Source organism: Mesorhizobium sp. Cs1299R1N1, assembly GCF_037179655.1.
In the GTDB taxonomy this organism is placed as follows: domain Bacteria; phylum Pseudomonadota; class Alphaproteobacteria; order Rhizobiales; family Rhizobiaceae; genus Mesorhizobium; species Mesorhizobium salmacidum.
Map to the genome: position 1 here is coordinate 1 of NZ_JAPYKR010000012.1, position 14,247 is coordinate 14,247.

Below are 14,247 nucleotides of genomic sequence, written 5' to 3' on the forward strand. Positions count from 1 at the left end.
CGCTCTTTGACGTATCCATGCCAATGCGAATAAGTTTATCCACGGACGGTCTCCCTTGTTGAGATCTGCAACGACCTCATTCTGGCACATTGCGATGCCGTCGGGGGCCGTCCACCCCAACACGGACCCAGATGTCCGCTCCGCTCCGGTTCTCGGAATCCGCCATTTTCGGCTCGGCCTGACCTGAATCTCAACACACCCCAGGCCGTGACGGCTCGCGGGTTGCCGCGCCAGGCGAGGCCGGGTGATTCCCATCCCGCATTCCGGGTATTTTGGAAATCGAACGCGGGGCCGGCGAATCGGATCGGATGCTTGATCTGGGCGGCACTGAAATTGTCCTGCAGGGCATGGATAACGCCGCCTCTGGACAAGAGGCAAATCGGTCCCATACGGTGCGGCTTCAGGGAAGACGCGTGCGCGGGAAAGGCCGGTTGGTCATTGAAAAAGAATGTCTTCTCGTCGGTCGACCTGCCGCCGCATCTCGACGACCGCGCGCGCTTCGCGCTCTGGCAGGACATCCATGTCGCGGAGATATGGTCGGTCGAATACGCCATCTCCGGCAACGTGCCGTTCCAGGCGGATATCGAAGCCACCGCCATCGGGCCGCTGGTGCTGGGGCGGATGGCAGGGACGATCAGGCATGCCAGCCGCAAGACGCGCAACATCGCCGATGACGGCCGCGACGGCTACCTGCTGCTGGTCAACGACGGCGACACCAAGCTGAGCGGCGCGCAGACCGGCCGCGACTACAGCATCGGCAGGGGCGAAGGCGCGCTGGTCTCGGCTTCGGAAGCGCTGGAAATGACCGGCGGCGACCGCAATGTCTGGACCAATGTCGTGGTGCCCCGCGAAATCCTGGAAAATGCCTTCCCCCACATCGAGGATCGCCTGGCGCTGACCATCGGCGCCGACAATGAAGCGCTCGATATGCTCAAGCGCTATTGCGGCTTCCTGGAAGCGGGACCGGCATTGCTCTCGCCCGACCTTGTCGCCCACGCCACCGAGACGATCGTCGACCTGATCGGGCTGGCGACCGGCGCCAAGGGCGAGATCGCCGAGCTGGCGGGCGTGCGCGGGCTGCGCGCGGCAAGGCTGCAGGCCATCCTGCAGAAGATGCGGGACAACTTCGCCGATCCCGCCATTTCGGCCCAGCACATCGCCCAGCATTTGCGGCTTTCCGCGCGCTATGTCCATGATCTCTTGCAGGAAACGGGCTCCAGTTTCGCCGAGCATATTCTCGAACTGCGCCTGCAGAGAGCCCATCGCATGCTGCGCGACCGGCGCAACGACAGCATGCGGGTCAGCGAGATCGCGTTGTTGAGCGGCTTTTCCGACGTCTCCTATTTCAACCGCTGTTTCCGCCGCCGCTTCGGCTCGACGCCGAGTGGCGCCAGGTAGAGCGATTCATGGAAGGCGCTGCCATGATCGCATCGCAATCGGCTGCATGACTGGAGGCAATCCCGTCCTGCCGTTCGTTCCGGCCAGCACAAGCGATGACAGCCCATGCCCGAGAATTATCGCGTTGACTCCCGGCAAACCGGCAGCCGCCGCACCACCCGCCTGCTGCTGCGGCAGCCGACGGCAGCCGATGTTGCGTTTGTGACGCGGCTGTTCGCCCGGCCGGAGCTGGTTGCGCATAGACCTGATCCCAGCCCTGACACGGCGCGGCAAAGCACCGAGCGGCTGCTGCGCGACATCGACCATTGGCGCGAGCATGGATTTGGGCGCTGGGCGATCGAGGTGGACGGCGTGCCGGTCGGCTTCGGCGGCGTCACGGTGTCGAAGGACTTCAGGGGGCTCAACCTGTCCTATCATTTGCACCCCGAAAGCTGGGGGCATGGCTATGCCACCGAGGTGGTCCGCGCGGCGCTGGCTTTCGCCTTCGAAGACCTGCATGCCGAGAGGGTCATAGGACTGGTGCGCACGGCCAATGCCGCCTCGCGACGCGTCCTGGAAAAATGCGGCTTTCTCTTCGAAGGCCAGGTGACGCTGCATGGCGCGCCGACCAATCTCTTCGCCCTCGAAAGAAGGCGGGAAACAACCGGCACATCCGGGCGATGACAGGGCAGCCAGCCTTCCCGCGCCGGCACGTTCGCAAGCAGCTCGAGATGGAGAAGACTGGTTCCGATCAGCTTTGCCGATCGCTGCCCTGCGTTGCCAATTCGGTGGCTCCGATGCTAACCGTGAAAATGGCGGACGGGAATCGGCGAAGCAATGCGCGCCGCCTTTCTCAATAACGTCTCGAACAGAACATCTATTGCCTACTGTGGAGAAACAATTTTTATGCAGAAATCAACCAGGGCGATCCGTGTAGCCGCGCCGTTGCTTGCGATTTTGGGCATGGCCGCACCATTCATATTACCATTTACTCATATATCTTCGGCGCAGGCCCAGGAGGAATATCTTCCGACCCAGAAGGACTTTGTCGGCAAATGGCAACTCAGCGGCGCGACCACCCGGCCGCCGCGCGACTTGAAGGATGCGCCCACGCCGGAACAGGAAGCGGCCGCCAATGAGTTCCAGCAGACGGTGACCGCGTTTTACGGCGCGTTCGATTATCTGGAGATCACCGCGGACGGCCGCTACAATTTCCATCAGCCCGGTGACCCGACATCGGGTTCCTGCGTCTGGTGCGGAACCTGGTCCTTCAACAAGAGTTCGGCGTGGCTCAAGCTGGACACGGCGCCCAGGCTCGATATCTACGCCAAGGGCGGCGACATACAGATGACCTACACCGCCGAACCCGATGAAAAATCGAAATACGCCTGGCTGGTGTTCGGCTGGACGAAGGTTGAGTAGACGCCGTGCGACGCGCCGGGAAATTCGGCGGGTCCGAGCGGCTTTTCACCCATCTCGTATTCGGCGGCCCGAGGAGTCCACATGAGTCCATTGCCTGACGCCGTGCCGTTTTTCAGTCAGTGGGAGACGCCCGACATGACGCTGGCGGTGCTCGCCGACGGCGCCGAAGCCGCGTTGCGGCGGGATCCGCTGTGGCAGGGATCGGGTGCCGCCACGCTCGACGAATACGCGGTCTGGGCCGCCAATGTCTGCGGCATGGCTTGCCTCAAGATGATCCTGGCGACGCGCGGCCAGATCGTGCCGACGATCGAGCTCGCAAGACGGTGCACCGGATATGGCGGTTATGTCGTCAATGAAGGCTCGATCAAGGGCCTGATCTACGCGCCCTTCGTCACTTTCGTGAAGCAGGAATTCGGCCTCGAGGCCGAAGTGATGACCAATGTCGCGGCAGCGGACGTCCCGGGGATCCTCGCCCGGTCGCGCTTCTTCATCGCTTCGGTCAGCAGTTCGATCCGCTGGCCGGAGCGCGAGCCGCCGTCGAAGGGCGGTCATCTGGTGCTGGTCACGGCGGCGTCGGACGATGGTTTTCGCTTCCACAACCCGTCCGGCCATACCAACGCCACACAGGCGGACGCAGTGTTGGCGCCCATCGATTTCGATCGTTTCTTCGCCAATCGCGGCATTGCCGTCAGCATTTGATTTTTGACAGTTGAGGGATTTCGATGACCGGAAAGATCAGGGTTGCCATCCTCTATGGCGGTCGCTCGGCCGAGCACGAGGTGTCGCGGCTGTCGGCGGCCAATGTGCTGAAGACGATCGACCGGACGCGCTACGAGGTGGTGCCGATCGGCATTTCCAGGGACGGCAGATGGCTGCTGCAGCCGGCGTCCGAGGCCGTTGGCGAAGGGGCAGGGGCTCCAGTGTCGGAGGACGGCGTGGAAGTCGCCCTGCTGCCCGGCGGCAAGGGCCGGCTGATCTCGGCGTCGCACAAGGAAACGGACCTGCCGCCGGTCGATGTCGTTTTTCCCGTGCTGCACGGTCCGTTCGGCGAGGACGGCTCGGTGCAGGGCTATGCCGAGGTTGCCGATGTCGCCTATGTCGGCTGCGGCATCCTCGCCTCGGCCGCCGCCATGGACAAGGACGTCGCCAAGCGGCTGCTGCGCGAGGCCGGCCTTGCCGTCGCCCGCTCGGTCACCGTGCTTAAAGGCGATGTCGGTTCGTTCCAGGAAATCGCCGGGGCGCTCGGGCTGCCTTTCTTCGCCAAGCCGGCGCGCCAGGGCTCGTCCTTCGGAGTGAGCAAGGTAAACGACAGGGAGGGCTTCGAAGCAGCCATCGAAACCACTTTCCGCTATGACGGCAAGGCGCTGATCGAGGAGTTCGTCGAAGGCCGCGAGATCGAGTGCTCGGTGTTGCAACGGGCAGACGGCTCGCTCACGGTGTCGCTGCCAGGCGAGATCATCCCGGCCGGCAAGCATGGTTTCTACACCTACGAGGCCAAATATCTCGATGCAGAAGGCGCGGTGGTCAAAGTGCCCGCCGATATTCCCGCCGCGGTCGCCGACAGAGCGAGGGACATGGCGGGACAAGCCTTCAAGGCGCTGGGCTGCGAGGCCATGGCGCGCGTCGACTTCTTCCTGCGCGCCGACGGCTCCCTGCTGGTCAACGAGGTCAACACGCTGCCCGGCTTCACCGACATCTCGATGTACGCCAAGGCGCTGGCGGCGATCGGCATCGGCTACAGCGAGGTCATCGACGCGCTGATCGAGCACGCGCTGGCAAGGCATGCGGTGCGCACAGTCTGAAGTCTTCGCCGATCGAGATACAAGCCAGGATGATCCCGTTTGCGCTCTAAGCCCCTACCGATCGACCATCGCCATGCCGCGCTCGGTGTAGCGCGGGCCGGAGATTTTTCCCGGCGCCAGGGCATCGTCGAGCGCGGCCATTTCGGCGGCGTCGAGTTTCAATGATGCGGCGGCGACGTTTTCCTCCAAATATCTGATCCGCTTGGTGCCGGGGATGGGCACGATGTCGACGCCAAAGCCGTTGCCCTTCTCCAGCAGCCAGGCCAGCGCGACCTGGCCGGGCTTGACGCCCCGGGCTGTGGCGATGTCGCGCACCTTGGCCGCCGCGTCGACATTGGCGTCGTAGTTTTCGCCCTGGTAGCGCGGGTCGTTGCGGCGGTAATCGCCCTCGGCGTAGTCCTCCGCGCGCTTGACCTCGCCGGTGAGAAAACCGCGGCCGAGTGGCGAGAACGGCACCAGGCCAATGCCGAGTTGCCCGAGCAGCGGGATGATCTCCGGCTCCAGATTGCGCTCCCAGAGCGAATATTCGCTCTGCAACGCCGACACCGGGTGAACGGCATGCGCCCGGCGGATGTTGGCGGCACCCGCCTCCGACAGGCCGAAGAACCGCACCTTGCCTTGTGCGACCAGCTCGCCGACAGCGCCCGCGACATCCTCCAGCGGCACCGCGGGGTCGACGCGGTGCTGGTAGAGCAGGTCGATATGATCGGTGGCGAGACGGCCGAGCGAGGCTTCCACGACCTCGCGGATATGCCCGGGCCGGCTATCGACTCCCACCTGTTTACCGTTTTCGATGCGGAAGCCGAACTTGGTGGCGATGGTCACCTTGTCGCGCTTGCCCTTCAACGCCCGGCCGAGCAGGGCCTCGTTGGTGTACGGGCCATAGACCTCGGCGGTGTCGAGGAACGTGCAGCCGAGTTCGATGGCGCGGTGCAGCGTGGCGACGGATTCGGCCTCGTCAGCCGGGCCGTAGGACTGGCTCATGCCCATACAGCCGAGACCAATGGCCGAGACTTGCAGCCCCTGGCTGCCGAGCTTGCGTGTGTCGAGGGTCATGGGTGGAACTCCGAGAGGGAAGGAAGGAGGTGGCCGGAATTATATAAGGCGCTCGCTCAATTCCCACAGGGTGTCTCGGGCTTTTGGTTATTGCATCGAGCCTGATCGATGAAGATCGAGATGGACCATCGCACTCTCATCGCCGTTCTCGACCAATCCGTTTCCAGGCGGAGCCAATCCGTTGCTCAAAGCGTCGAATTCGATTGCGGCGCCAAGCAGTTGGGCGGCCTGCACGACCAGATGTTCAATGTCCTCGAGGGCAACATTCTCGGCAAGGTTCCTGACCCTGATCCTCTCCGCCACCACCGACACGTTGATGATGCCCACCGTCTTGAATGCTGTGCAGACGGTCGAATAGACGTCTTCACGCAGCATTGTGGAATAGTCGTATCGCATCGAAACCTCCCAAGGCGAGTTGGTTTCCTCAAGGCGGCAAGATGCGCCCGATACCGCGTACTGACAAGTTAAAACTGAAGAATCCTCAAATAAAATCAGTTAGTTAGCAGAGTTACACGAAGGCCCAACCTGCGTTCAATGAGCATCATTGATACCGTGCTGCATTCGCCCATTGGCAGCGCTTGACATAAGATGAGGAAGTTCCTAACTGTAAGTGCAATGAGGCATTTACTAACTGCGCAGATCTTGCGCGGGAGGCGGATATGGTTGAACTGGAACGCCCGGAACGATTGCAGGTGATGTTGACCCAGGATGAGCTGGCAGCGCTGGAAAACTGGCGTTTCGACAAGCGCATGCCCAGCCGTTCGGCTGCGGTACGCGAATTGCTGCGCCGTGGCCTTGCCTCCGACGGGTTCCTGACGGCAGAGATGGGGGCCAAGTCGCAGGAGTTCGGCGTGCTCAGGCCCAATGGCGATGGCAAGAGGCCGCCGGAACAGGCGGAGTGAAATGCGTTAAGGCCTATCCATCCTCGCGCCGGCGATTGCCTTGATCCGTTTGCGCCTTATTTGATTGGGGGAAGATGCAATTGCGGGTGGCGATGAACGACGTCGACGGCAGCGACAGACAGGGGGCGACCGCTGATGCCCGGCTCGCGGCAATTGTCGATTCCTCCTTCGATGCCATCATCAGCAAGGACCTGAACAGCATCATCCAAAGCTGGAACCAGGCGGCGGAACGCATGTTCGGCTACACCGCCGAGGAGGCGATCGGCCAATCCATCCTCATGCTCATTCCTGATCACCTCAAGAACGAGGAAATCGAGATCATCAGCAAGATTCGCAGCGGCGACCGGGTGGCGAGCTTTGAGACGACGCGCAAGCGCAAGGATGGCATGCTGATTTCCGCCTCGCTGACGATTTCGCCGATCAAGAACGACAATGGCGAGATCATCGGCGCCTCGCAGATCGCCCGCGATATTTCCGCCGCCAAGGAGAGCGAGCGCCGCATCAGGCTGCTGATGCGGGAGGTCAACCATCGCGTCAAGAACCAGTTCGCGGTCATCCTGTCGATGGTCAGGGAGACCAGCAAGCGCTCGACCGATCCAGGCGAGTTCGAGGAGTTGATCCGCGCCCGCATCATGGCGCTGTCGCGGTCGCACGATCTGCTCGTCACCTCGGAATGGGCGGGGGCGAGCCTGTTCGACCTGATCCAGGAACATCTCAAACCCTTCGGCCTCGAGGAGCAGATACTGCTCTCCGGCCCGGTCCTGACGCTGCAGTCGAACGCGGTGCAGAACCTCGGCATGGCCTTCCACGAACTGGGCACGAACTCGTCTAAATATGGCGCCTTGGGCAGCGAAGGCGGCCGGGTGGAGATCACCTGGACAATCGACTCCGGGACGCAGAATCCCGGCTCCGTGGGCGAGCGTGAATTCCAGTTGACCTGGGAGGAGACGTCGACGCCGCATCCCGGCGACCGGCGGGACCAGACCACCCGCAAGGGGTTCGGCACCGTTGTACTGCAGCGTGTGGCGCCGCAGTCGCTGGGCGGCTCCGCCATTCTGGAGCGGTCGCCCGGCTATCTCAAATGGCGGCTGAGCGCCCCTTTGGCATCCATCGTCGTGGCGCAGATCGGTAGCGAGGCTGACGGCGTTTCGCCGGGTTCCGGCATCTAGGGCGATCCGCCGGTCTGGAATGCCGCCCAAAATCCGTGGCCCAAAATCCGTGTCAGGCTCGACCTACTCGACGAGGATATGGGCTTCGCGCGCGGCCTCGACAAAAGCCTCCCTGGCGACGTCGGGTGGCACGTCGCCGCTCGTTGCGCGGCGGCAGGCGCGCAGCGCGGACTGATGTTTCAGGCTGCCGGCATCGCGCCAATGTGTCGTCAGCAACTCGATGGCCTGTTGTGTGTTGGACAGGTTGCGGGTGGCTCCGGTAACGCCGACCGAAACCACGACGGGCTTGGAGAACCACGCGGTTTGCATTGGAACCTGGACCCTGTTGCAGGCATGGAACGTGTTTGGCCGCGCGAGGTTTCATTGCCGCCGATCACTGTAGCGTGAACTCTCCGGCATCTCCCGGCGAAACGATGCCTAGAGGATGTTGGTCGTCACCTCGACGACAATCGCGGCGCCTTCCAGTCCGCCGTTGGGAACATGCACGACGCGCGAGACCCTGAGATCCTGTGGGCTTCCGTCGACCGACAGGGAAACGCTCTCGCCAATCCGCGGCACAGCCTGGAAAGTGGCGTTGGTGGCGTCAGGCCGGTTGTCGATGGATATGCGGCAGTTGACGGTCATGGATATGTCTCCTTTGTCTGGCCATGCCGGTCGTTAACGCCGGGTCCCTGAAATGGTTTCAGGTGGGCCGGGTCAAACGCCCGCCGATGTCTACCCCGTTCGCCAACTGGCGACGTTGTCGCGGCCCGGCGGCTTCGGCATCCGGACTTGTCGTTGCTGGCGGGCTTCTAAAGCGCGTCGCGTCGAAACGGATTCATGCGACGCGCTTTAGGTCCTTATTTTGATGCATGTCGGTCCCCCAAAACCGAGGTCACATTTGGGCGACATGCATTAGTTGCTGGCTCTCGGAACGAAATAGTTGGTGGTGACCGCATCGCTGCCGGTTCCCCGCGTGACTTGAACCGCGGCATAGCCTTCCGGTGGAATCGAGCCAGTCGCCGTCTGGTCGACCTGCTTGCATCGGCCGACCATTTCGCCGTTCGGCCACGGTGCCAATCTGGCTTCAAGTGCCGCTTGGCATTCCTCCATCGATGAATAGACGACCGGGCGCGACTCCGTGGGCCGACAGAGCGATGCGCTGCATGAAAGCATCACCATCACCGCCACGGTTCCCGGATCCATGGAATTCTCCTGTTGGCCGACAATGAACGCGCAACAGGCCGCGAGGTTTCATGCGGGCCCAGCGCGCCGCGACGGCTAGAGTCAAGCACGAGGTCTGATAGCGCACTCACGTTTTACAAAGGCCCAGCGCCTCGGTCTCCGGGCCTTCGGGTAGAGGAATACTGGGAACGTTAAAGGCCGAACGAGGGTATCGTCCAAGCGTTTTCGTACCCAAGGTGCGGCTTGGCATTCGTTGCGTCAGTCTGGGTTGATGTGGCGGTTCCCGTTGCAGTGCAGTCCAATTTTGCCGCCACTGACGCCTTGATCGACAAACAAGCACATGCCTTGGCAGCAGTGACGGTTGCCTTTTTTCCATGCGCCGCGGCGACACTCGACCCGGCGAGGACAAGCGCCAGGCAAACGAAGGCGATCTTCATGAGGATCTCCTATTTTAGTGTTGGCTAATTTAAAGTTAACGTAACGTTAACTGGCCGTCAATCGCGAGCGAGGTCCTGGGGCGGAAGCCACCTTCCTCCTGCCCGGAAGGATCACGGCCGGTTCTTTACCTGTCCCGGATTGTGTCCGAATTGATGGGAGAGGATCGGGAGCGACCCGGCCTGATTCCGTTCACGCCAGTCGCTCGGGATTAACTGCTTGGTTCCCGCTCATGGGCTCGAACCACGATTCACGCCTTCAAAGGGCGCTGTCCTACCATTAGACGAAGCGGGAAAGGCTGGACGTTATGGCGCCCAGGCAGCTTGCGGTCAATTCGGGAAATTGTTGACCGGCTCTTCGCAACGATAGACCGGGCAGTCGCCATCGCGGGACGGGACATAGGCCGACATCGGCACTTCAGGCCAGTCGCACTCATTGCCGAATTGCCTGACATAGCGGTCATAGGTGTTGCGGCCGGTGGTCAGCACCACGGCGCGATGGCTCTGGATCATGGCCCGGATCTCGCCGCAGCCCATGGAGCGGCTGTCGGGGCGGGCATCGGCCAGACCGGTCGTCGTGAGCACGGCGCCGATGGCCGTCAACAGGGTCAGAACGCGAGCGGACATGACGGTTCTCTTTGGTTTGACAAAATTGCCGGTCCGGATTCGCACTGGAACGGCCGCTTGCATTGTCGCACACAACCCCTTTCGTGTCCGTTGGTTCCGCGACCGGCCGTGCGGCGCGCGTTCGGGCGCGGCGCCGGCGGCCATGGTTTCGAGGAGTGTCCGCGCATGCCCGATCCTTTCCGGCCCGGTGGACCCGAAGACGACGATACGTCGGAGGAATCAGTCGGCTGATCCGGGGTGCCCGTCGCGGTGGTTAACCGGCGCCAGCCTTGACCTCGCCGAAGAAATCGATCAGCGCGCCAGCCGTTTGCCCGGGCCCTTCCTCGGGGAAGAAATGTCCGCCTGACATCGCGCGGCCCCGCACGTCATCGGCCCAGTTCCGCCATAGCGCCAGCGGTCCGCCTTCGCCGGCATACCATTCGGCGAGCGCGCCTTGCCCGCTCCACAAGGCCAGCACCGGGCAGGCGATGCGCCGGCCGGTGGCTTTGTCCGCCCGGTCGTGGTCGCGGTCGAGCGTTGCCGCCGCCCGGTATTCCTCGCAGATCGCGTGGATGTGGGCGGGGTCGCGCAAGGCATCGACATAGGCCTGGCGGATGCCGGCTGGAAAGACATCGGGCGGCGAACCCCAGCCGCCCAGCGCATTGTCGACGATGGCGTCGGCGGCGCCCGCCAGGATCTTTTCCGGCAAGGGCTCGGGCTGCGCCAGCAAGGACCACGGCCAGTAGCCGAGGGCCAGCCGGGCATCGGCCCTGTCCCAGGCGTCGGCCGTGGGCACGACGTCGAGCACGGCGAGTTTTTCGACGCGGTCGGGATGGTCGAGCGCCAGACGGTAGGCGACACGCCCGCCGCGGTCATGGCCCGCGACCATGAAGGAGGTAAAGCCGAGTTTGGCCATCATCGCCACCATGTCCGATGCCATGGCCCGCTTGGCATAGGGCGCATGATCGGCGGTCGACGGCGGGCAGGCGCTGCGGCCATAGCCGCGCAGGTCGGCGCATATGACGGTGAAACGCTCGGCAAGCACCGGCGCAATATCGCGCCACATCAGATGGGTTTGCGGAAAGCCGTGCAGCAAAAGCACCGCCGGTCCGGCACCGCCGCCGCGCACGAAAATGTCGGCATCCCCGATGTCGACGTCCATGGCTTGGAACTGCTCGAACATAGCTGGCCTCCGGCACAGGCAACGACTGGAGGACGGGGTTGGTTGCAACGCCTTTCGCGCAAGCGCCGACCCAGACGGGGCCGGTCCCGAGAATAGGCCTCTTCGCCAATTCATCGGGCCAACCTTTTGGGCCGACGGGCGTTGTCTCCATGAAGGGAAGGCCGCCGCGGGCGGCCATTCAACGAAGGAGGCCGAGATGAAACCTCTCGCCATTGCATCATGCGCCGCGATGCTGGCCCTGGCGGTGCCGGCAGCGGCACAGGCGGCTCAACAGATGCCGAACCAGCAGACCGACAAATGCCGGGCACAAACGGACCAGGGCGGCAAGCAGCAGCCCGGCGGCGGCGACCTCAGCGAAAAGCTCAACGATTGCGGCGGCGTGCTGAAGCCGCCGCCCACCGGCGACCAGGGCATGGCCGCGCCGGCGCCCGACGAAGGCAATACCCCGATAATCAAGCCGGGCGAAGTGCCGCCCCAGCCGCCGAAGCAGTAGAGCTGGTCAGACGACATCGTCATCGAGGCAGCGGAACCTCGCAGATCAGGAACAATGATCGAACCAGATTCCACAAGAAGCAGGCGAGTTCGCCTGCTTTTTGGATTTGCTTGACTTACCTGACCAGAAGGCCGGCGTGATCGCAGAGCGCGGTGAAGGCCTCCTGCGCCTGTGCCACGCCTTCATTGTTCTGCAGCGCCGACTCGATCTTTTCGCGCGCGGCTTGGTAGAAAGGGCCGCGCTTGGCTTGTGGCCAGTCGATCAGGATTTCACTGGCGTCCTGGAGCGTGGCCACCTCACGAATCGTGTCCGACCCATGCGGCTTGACCCGCAGCGGTGTCGACAGCATCAAATCCGCCATTTTCATTCCCGCTATTGGAGGATGCGCGCTTCGCGCGCGGCGTCGATCATCGCCCGCATCGCCTTTTCCGGCGGCGCCCAGCCATCCAGGGCATCGCGGCAGCTGCGCAGTGCCGCCCGGTAGCCCCGGCCTTGCCGGGCCGGCCAGTCACCAAGGCACTCCAGCCCCTCCCAGGCGCTGCGCACCACGCGCTCCTGCTCAGGGGCGAATTTCAGGCGGATCGGTCGGGGAAACATCTTGTCGTTCAACAGTCGTCTCCATGAATTGTGCATGTGGGCAGAAGCCGACATGCACCGAGGAAGCGGCGGATAACGTGGCCGACAGGAGAGGGTTCCAGGCCCCGACGATCAATTTTCAATCTCGCTTTCAGTCGCGCGCGACGGCGTCCGACAATGGCCTGGGCGCGGGCAGATCCGCGCCCTGTGCTTGCGGCCGGTCATGCTCGAACTGCTCGGCGCCAGGCAAGGCATGCAGCCAGGCTTCGCGCCAGCCGGTCCACAATTCATATTGGGGTGCCAGGTCCGTCGGCGCGACGTCGAGGCTGCCGAGCATCACCTCGGCCTCGTTGTCGTCGACCCAGGCGACGCGGCTGCCGCAGGTCGGGCAAAAGCTGCGTGTGCCGTAGCTGGCCACTTGGCCCGATGTCTCGAAAGCATCGCGCGGCCAGATCGCAAAGGCCGAATAGACCGAACCGCCCGCCTTGCGGCAGTCCTTGCAGTGGCAGAGGCCGACCCGCGACGGCTGGCCGGTGACGACGAACTGCACGCCGCCGCACAGGCAGCTACCGGTCCTGCGTGTTGTCTCGGACATGGTTGCGGCCCCTCCCTTTTTCGCCAGTCTGGCTTCGTCAGTTTGGCTTCGTCAGTTTGGCATACCGCGGGCCGGGCGGGACAGATGCTCGTCTGCCATTTCGTTGGCCAGGATGAGAAACCGGGAAAAAGACATCCTGTTCACCGTACCGCCGGGCCCGGTTGACGCGGCCCGCAGCATCCTCCAACGCGACGCCGGCGAAATGGTTGCCGCCTCGCGGCCGCCTTCTTCTATCCGCGCGCGGCCATGTGGTTGTCGAGCTTCTTGCGCGAGGGGCCGTAGCGCTTGATGATGGTCTGCGCCTCGCTCTGCGGAATGCCGTATTTGCGCGCGAAGGCGGCGACCTCGTAAGTCTCCTCGCTCGAGACCAGCTTGCGGTCCTGTTTGGTCTTCGATTTGTCGTCGGGCATGTCGGGCCTCACTTTCTGTAAGCCGCATGGTCGCGCGGACGTCTGGATGTCGCGGTCAGACATAACACGGATCGGCCATGCTGGTTCCATGGCGGATGGCGGTGACCGCCGGGCACTTACCGCCGGCCCCGGTTCAGGCCGATGGAGCGGCCGGAGCCGGCGCCACGGCTGTCGGGCGCCCCGCATTCGGCGCAGGGCGCGCTGGCACCGGGGCAGCCGCGGGAATGCGTGCCGGCGGGACAGCAAAGGCCGTTTGAACTCGCCCAACGCGGGCACTGGAAAACCTGTCCTGTGCCGCCGCAGCCATCGCACTCCAGGACCGGCGACCGGACCAGATAGGACTTCGTCCCCAACCTGACGTTTGCGCCCAAAACTCGACCCACCCAAAATTACTGCACGGAACACGCCGTGCATTAGCCCCAGCTAACAATATCATGTTGCCGGTTACGGACAAGTTTCAGGATCGTTAATTGTTCGTGAGCGCCCGGCGCGTGTTGCGGCGGCCGGCAAACCGAGAGAAAAATCGCTGGGTGATGTCGGATCCGCGCGCGGCGGTGCGTCCTTGGGGCTGATGAAACTGGAGGAATACAACCATGCCGTCGCAAATCACACAATCGCCGTGGCAGACCGCGGCCCTTCTCGTCGCCCGCCTGATCTTCGCCGCCGTCTTCCTGATGGCGGTGACCTTCAAGTTCATGGGCATGGAGGCCACGGCGGGTTATATCGCGGCCGCCGGTTTCCCGTTCCCGCTCTTCCTCGCATGGTGCGCGGCGATCCTGGAGGTTGCGCTGGTGCTGTGTTTCCTCAGCGGTGCCTTCTTCACCCAGGCCGCGCTGGTCGCCGCCGCCTATGTGCTGTTCCTGGCCCTGGCCTTCCACGGACCCAGCCATTGGGCCGGCAACCAGGCCGAATTCGGCTTCTTCGTCGACCATTTTTCGTTCCTGGCCGGACTGCTTTTCGCGGCGGTCCATGGACCGGGAAGAATTTTGGCGCTGAACCTGGGATGGCCGGGCAGGGCTTAAGAGCCCGCCCGGGGCAGAGCCCAGGAGCCCGCCCGG

At 63.5% G+C, this 14,247-nt stretch carries 21 protein-coding genes and 1 tRNA gene; 9 read left to right on the forward strand and 13 right to left on the reverse strand.

Annotated elements, in window-relative coordinates:
• Positions 1-438: 438 nt before the first annotated feature.
• From O7A70_RS24250 to O7A70_RS24270, 5 genes are all read left to right on the forward strand, one after another.
• Positions 439-1,398 carry an AraC family transcriptional regulator gene (locus O7A70_RS24250; RefSeq protein WP_337142663.1) on the forward strand — a complete coding sequence of 320 codons (960 nt, stop codon included), beginning with the start codon at positions 439-441 and terminating at the stop codon, positions 1,396-1,398.
• A gap of 105 nt (positions 1,399-1,503) precedes the next feature.
• Positions 1,504-2,061, forward strand: a complete 558-nt coding sequence (locus O7A70_RS24255; RefSeq protein WP_337142664.1) for a GNAT family N-acetyltransferase — start codon at positions 1,504-1,506, stop codon at positions 2,059-2,061.
• Between the two features lie 222 nt (positions 2,062-2,283).
• Entirely contained in the window at positions 2,284-2,799 is a 516-nt protein-coding gene (locus O7A70_RS24260) for a hypothetical protein (protein WP_337142842.1), read from the forward strand.
• 81 nt (positions 2,800-2,880) lie between these two features.
• Positions 2,881-3,498 (forward strand): C39 family peptidase, encoded by a 618-nt coding sequence (locus O7A70_RS24265; RefSeq protein ID WP_337142665.1) that lies wholly within the window; start codon positions 2,881-2,883, stop codon positions 3,496-3,498.
• A 23-nt stretch (positions 3,499-3,521) separates the two neighbouring features.
• A complete protein-coding gene (locus O7A70_RS24270) occupies positions 3,522-4,601 on the forward strand; it encodes a D-alanine--D-alanine ligase family protein (RefSeq protein WP_337142666.1) in 1,080 nt (359 codons plus the stop codon).
• Between the two features lie 54 nt (positions 4,602-4,655).
• Here the strand turns inward: O7A70_RS24270 and O7A70_RS24275 are convergent, their stop codons facing one another.
• Together O7A70_RS24275 and O7A70_RS24280 are read right to left on the reverse strand one after the other, a co-directional pair.
• Positions 4,656-5,657: an aldo/keto reductase gene (locus O7A70_RS24275; protein WP_337142667.1), complete on the reverse strand. Its 1,002-nt coding sequence runs from the start codon at positions 5,655-5,657 to the stop codon at positions 4,656-4,658.
• A gap of 87 nt (positions 5,658-5,744) precedes the next feature.
• Positions 5,745-6,053: a hypothetical protein gene (locus O7A70_RS24280; RefSeq protein WP_337142668.1), complete on the reverse strand. Its 309-nt coding sequence runs from the start codon at positions 6,051-6,053 to the stop codon at positions 5,745-5,747.
• 263 nt (positions 6,054-6,316) lie between these two features.
• Between O7A70_RS24280 and O7A70_RS24285 the strand changes: the two genes are divergently transcribed.
• Positions 6,317-6,559, forward strand: coding sequence for a hypothetical protein (locus O7A70_RS24285; RefSeq protein ID WP_337142669.1), 243 nt, complete (start codon positions 6,317-6,319; stop codon positions 6,557-6,559).
• 92 nt (positions 6,560-6,651) lie between these two features.
• Positions 6,652-7,728, forward strand: coding sequence for a sensor histidine kinase (locus tag O7A70_RS24290; RefSeq protein ID WP_337142670.1), 1,077 nt, complete (start codon positions 6,652-6,654; stop codon positions 7,726-7,728).
• A gap of 63 nt (positions 7,729-7,791) precedes the next feature.
• Here O7A70_RS24290 and O7A70_RS24295 read toward each other — a convergent pair whose 3' ends face one another.
• The 7 genes from O7A70_RS24295 to O7A70_RS24325 all read right to left on the reverse strand — a co-directional run bounded on the left by O7A70_RS24295 (position 7,792) and on the right by O7A70_RS24325 (position 11,115).
• On the reverse strand, positions 7,792-8,037 hold the full coding sequence (locus tag O7A70_RS24295) for a DUF982 domain-containing protein (RefSeq protein ID WP_140510650.1): 246 nt from the start codon (positions 8,035-8,037) through the stop codon (positions 7,792-7,794).
• 108 nt (positions 8,038-8,145) lie between these two features.
• Positions 8,146-8,352 carry a hypothetical protein gene (locus tag O7A70_RS24300; RefSeq protein WP_337142671.1) on the reverse strand — a complete coding sequence of 69 codons (207 nt, stop codon included), beginning with the start codon at positions 8,350-8,352 and terminating at the stop codon, positions 8,146-8,148.
• A 270-nt stretch (positions 8,353-8,622) separates the two neighbouring features.
• Positions 8,623-8,913: a hypothetical protein gene (locus O7A70_RS24305; RefSeq protein WP_140510654.1), complete on the reverse strand. Its 291-nt coding sequence runs from the start codon at positions 8,911-8,913 to the stop codon at positions 8,623-8,625.
• Between the two features lie 170 nt (positions 8,914-9,083).
• A complete protein-coding gene (locus O7A70_RS24310; protein ID WP_337142672.1) occupies positions 9,084-9,329 on the reverse strand; it encodes a hypothetical protein in 246 nt (81 codons plus the stop codon).
• A gap of 218 nt (positions 9,330-9,547) precedes the next feature.
• Positions 9,548-9,621: transfer RNA gene (locus tag O7A70_RS24315), tRNA-Gln, on the reverse strand.
• 35 nt (positions 9,622-9,656) lie between these two features.
• Entirely contained in the window at positions 9,657-9,953 is a 297-nt protein-coding gene (locus tag O7A70_RS24320; RefSeq protein ID WP_337142673.1) for a hypothetical protein, read from the reverse strand.
• Between the two features lie 253 nt (positions 9,954-10,206).
• Positions 10,207-11,115 (reverse strand): alpha/beta fold hydrolase, encoded by a 909-nt coding sequence (locus O7A70_RS24325; RefSeq protein ID WP_337142674.1) that lies wholly within the window; start codon positions 11,113-11,115, stop codon positions 10,207-10,209.
• A 196-nt stretch (positions 11,116-11,311) separates the two neighbouring features.
• On the opposite strand from O7A70_RS24325, the gene O7A70_RS24330 reads away from it, so the two are divergent.
• The gene (locus O7A70_RS24330; protein ID WP_337142675.1) at positions 11,312-11,608 is read left to right on the forward strand and encodes a hypothetical protein; all 297 of its coding nucleotides are present in this window, start codon (positions 11,312-11,314) and stop codon (positions 11,606-11,608) included.
• Positions 11,609-11,723: 115 nt separating this feature from the next.
• Here O7A70_RS24330 and O7A70_RS24335 read toward each other — a convergent pair whose 3' ends face one another.
• From O7A70_RS24335 to O7A70_RS24350, 4 genes are all read right to left on the reverse strand, one after another.
• A complete protein-coding gene (locus O7A70_RS24335; RefSeq protein WP_337142676.1) occupies positions 11,724-11,969 on the reverse strand; it encodes a DUF982 domain-containing protein in 246 nt (81 codons plus the stop codon).
• 11 nt (positions 11,970-11,980) lie between these two features.
• Positions 11,981-12,217: a DUF982 domain-containing protein gene (locus O7A70_RS24340; RefSeq protein ID WP_337142677.1), complete on the reverse strand. Its 237-nt coding sequence runs from the start codon at positions 12,215-12,217 to the stop codon at positions 11,981-11,983.
• Between the two features lie 118 nt (positions 12,218-12,335).
• Positions 12,336-12,779: a GFA family protein gene (locus O7A70_RS24345; protein ID WP_337142678.1), complete on the reverse strand. Its 444-nt coding sequence runs from the start codon at positions 12,777-12,779 to the stop codon at positions 12,336-12,338.
• 230 nt (positions 12,780-13,009) lie between these two features.
• Complete coding sequence (locus O7A70_RS24350; protein ID WP_015317039.1) at positions 13,010-13,189, reverse strand: DUF3606 domain-containing protein; 180 nt, start codon at positions 13,187-13,189, stop codon at positions 13,010-13,012.
• A gap of 593 nt (positions 13,190-13,782) precedes the next feature.
• Between O7A70_RS24350 and O7A70_RS24355 the strand changes: the two genes are divergently transcribed.
• Positions 13,783-14,211 carry a DoxX family protein gene (locus O7A70_RS24355; RefSeq protein ID WP_140713693.1) on the forward strand — a complete coding sequence of 143 codons (429 nt, stop codon included), beginning with the start codon at positions 13,783-13,785 and terminating at the stop codon, positions 14,209-14,211.
• Positions 14,212-14,247: the final 36 nt, after the last annotated feature.

Bases quoted from the DNA above. Each gene is read 5' to 3' on its own strand.
- O7A70_RS24270 (WP_337142666.1), top strand. From the start codon at position 3,522: ATGACCGGAAAGATCAGGGTTGCCATCCTCTATGGCGGTCGCTCGGCC.
- O7A70_RS24310 (WP_337142672.1), bottom strand. From the start codon at position 9,329: ATGAAGATCGCCTTCGTTTGCCTGGCGCTTGTCCTCGCCGGGTCGAGT.
- O7A70_RS24320 (WP_337142673.1), bottom strand. From the start codon at position 9,953: ATGTCCGCTCGCGTTCTGACCCTGTTGACGGCCATCGGCGCCGTGCTC.
- O7A70_RS24260 (WP_337142842.1), top strand. From the start codon at position 2,284: ATGCAGAAATCAACCAGGGCGATCCGTGTAGCCGCGCCGTTGCTTGCG.
- O7A70_RS24355 (WP_140713693.1), top strand. From the start codon at position 13,783: ATGCCGTCGCAAATCACACAATCGCCGTGGCAGACCGCGGCCCTTCTC.
- O7A70_RS24255 (WP_337142664.1), top strand. From the start codon at position 1,504: ATGCCCGAGAATTATCGCGTTGACTCCCGGCAAACCGGCAGCCGCCGC.
- O7A70_RS24285 (WP_337142669.1), top strand. From the start codon at position 6,317: ATGGTTGAACTGGAACGCCCGGAACGATTGCAGGTGATGTTGACCCAG.
- O7A70_RS24275 (WP_337142667.1), bottom strand. From the start codon at position 5,657: ATGACCCTCGACACACGCAAGCTCGGCAGCCAGGGGCTGCAAGTCTCG.
- O7A70_RS24300 (WP_337142671.1), bottom strand. From the start codon at position 8,352: ATGACCGTCAACTGCCGCATATCCATCGACAACCGGCCTGACGCCACC.
- O7A70_RS24290 (WP_337142670.1), top strand. From the start codon at position 6,652: ATGAACGACGTCGACGGCAGCGACAGACAGGGGGCGACCGCTGATGCC.
- O7A70_RS24305 (WP_140510654.1), bottom strand. From the start codon at position 8,913: ATGGATCCGGGAACCGTGGCGGTGATGGTGATGCTTTCATGCAGCGCA.
- O7A70_RS24280 (WP_337142668.1), bottom strand. From the start codon at position 6,053: ATGCGATACGACTATTCCACAATGCTGCGTGAAGACGTCTATTCGACC.
- O7A70_RS24325 (WP_337142674.1), bottom strand. From the start codon at position 11,115: ATGTTCGAGCAGTTCCAAGCCATGGACGTCGACATCGGGGATGCCGAC.
- O7A70_RS24345 (WP_337142678.1), bottom strand. From the start codon at position 12,779: ATGTCCGAGACAACACGCAGGACCGGTAGCTGCCTGTGCGGCGGCGTG.
- O7A70_RS24335 (WP_337142676.1), bottom strand. From the start codon at position 11,969: ATGGCGGATTTGATGCTGTCGACACCGCTGCGGGTCAAGCCGCATGGG.
- O7A70_RS24330 (WP_337142675.1), top strand. From the start codon at position 11,312: ATGAAACCTCTCGCCATTGCATCATGCGCCGCGATGCTGGCCCTGGCG.
- O7A70_RS24265 (WP_337142665.1), top strand. From the start codon at position 2,881: ATGAGTCCATTGCCTGACGCCGTGCCGTTTTTCAGTCAGTGGGAGACG.
- O7A70_RS24350 (WP_015317039.1), bottom strand. From the start codon at position 13,189: ATGCCCGACGACAAATCGAAGACCAAACAGGACCGCAAGCTGGTCTCG.
- O7A70_RS24295 (WP_140510650.1), bottom strand. From the start codon at position 8,037: ATGCAAACCGCGTGGTTCTCCAAGCCCGTCGTGGTTTCGGTCGGCGTT.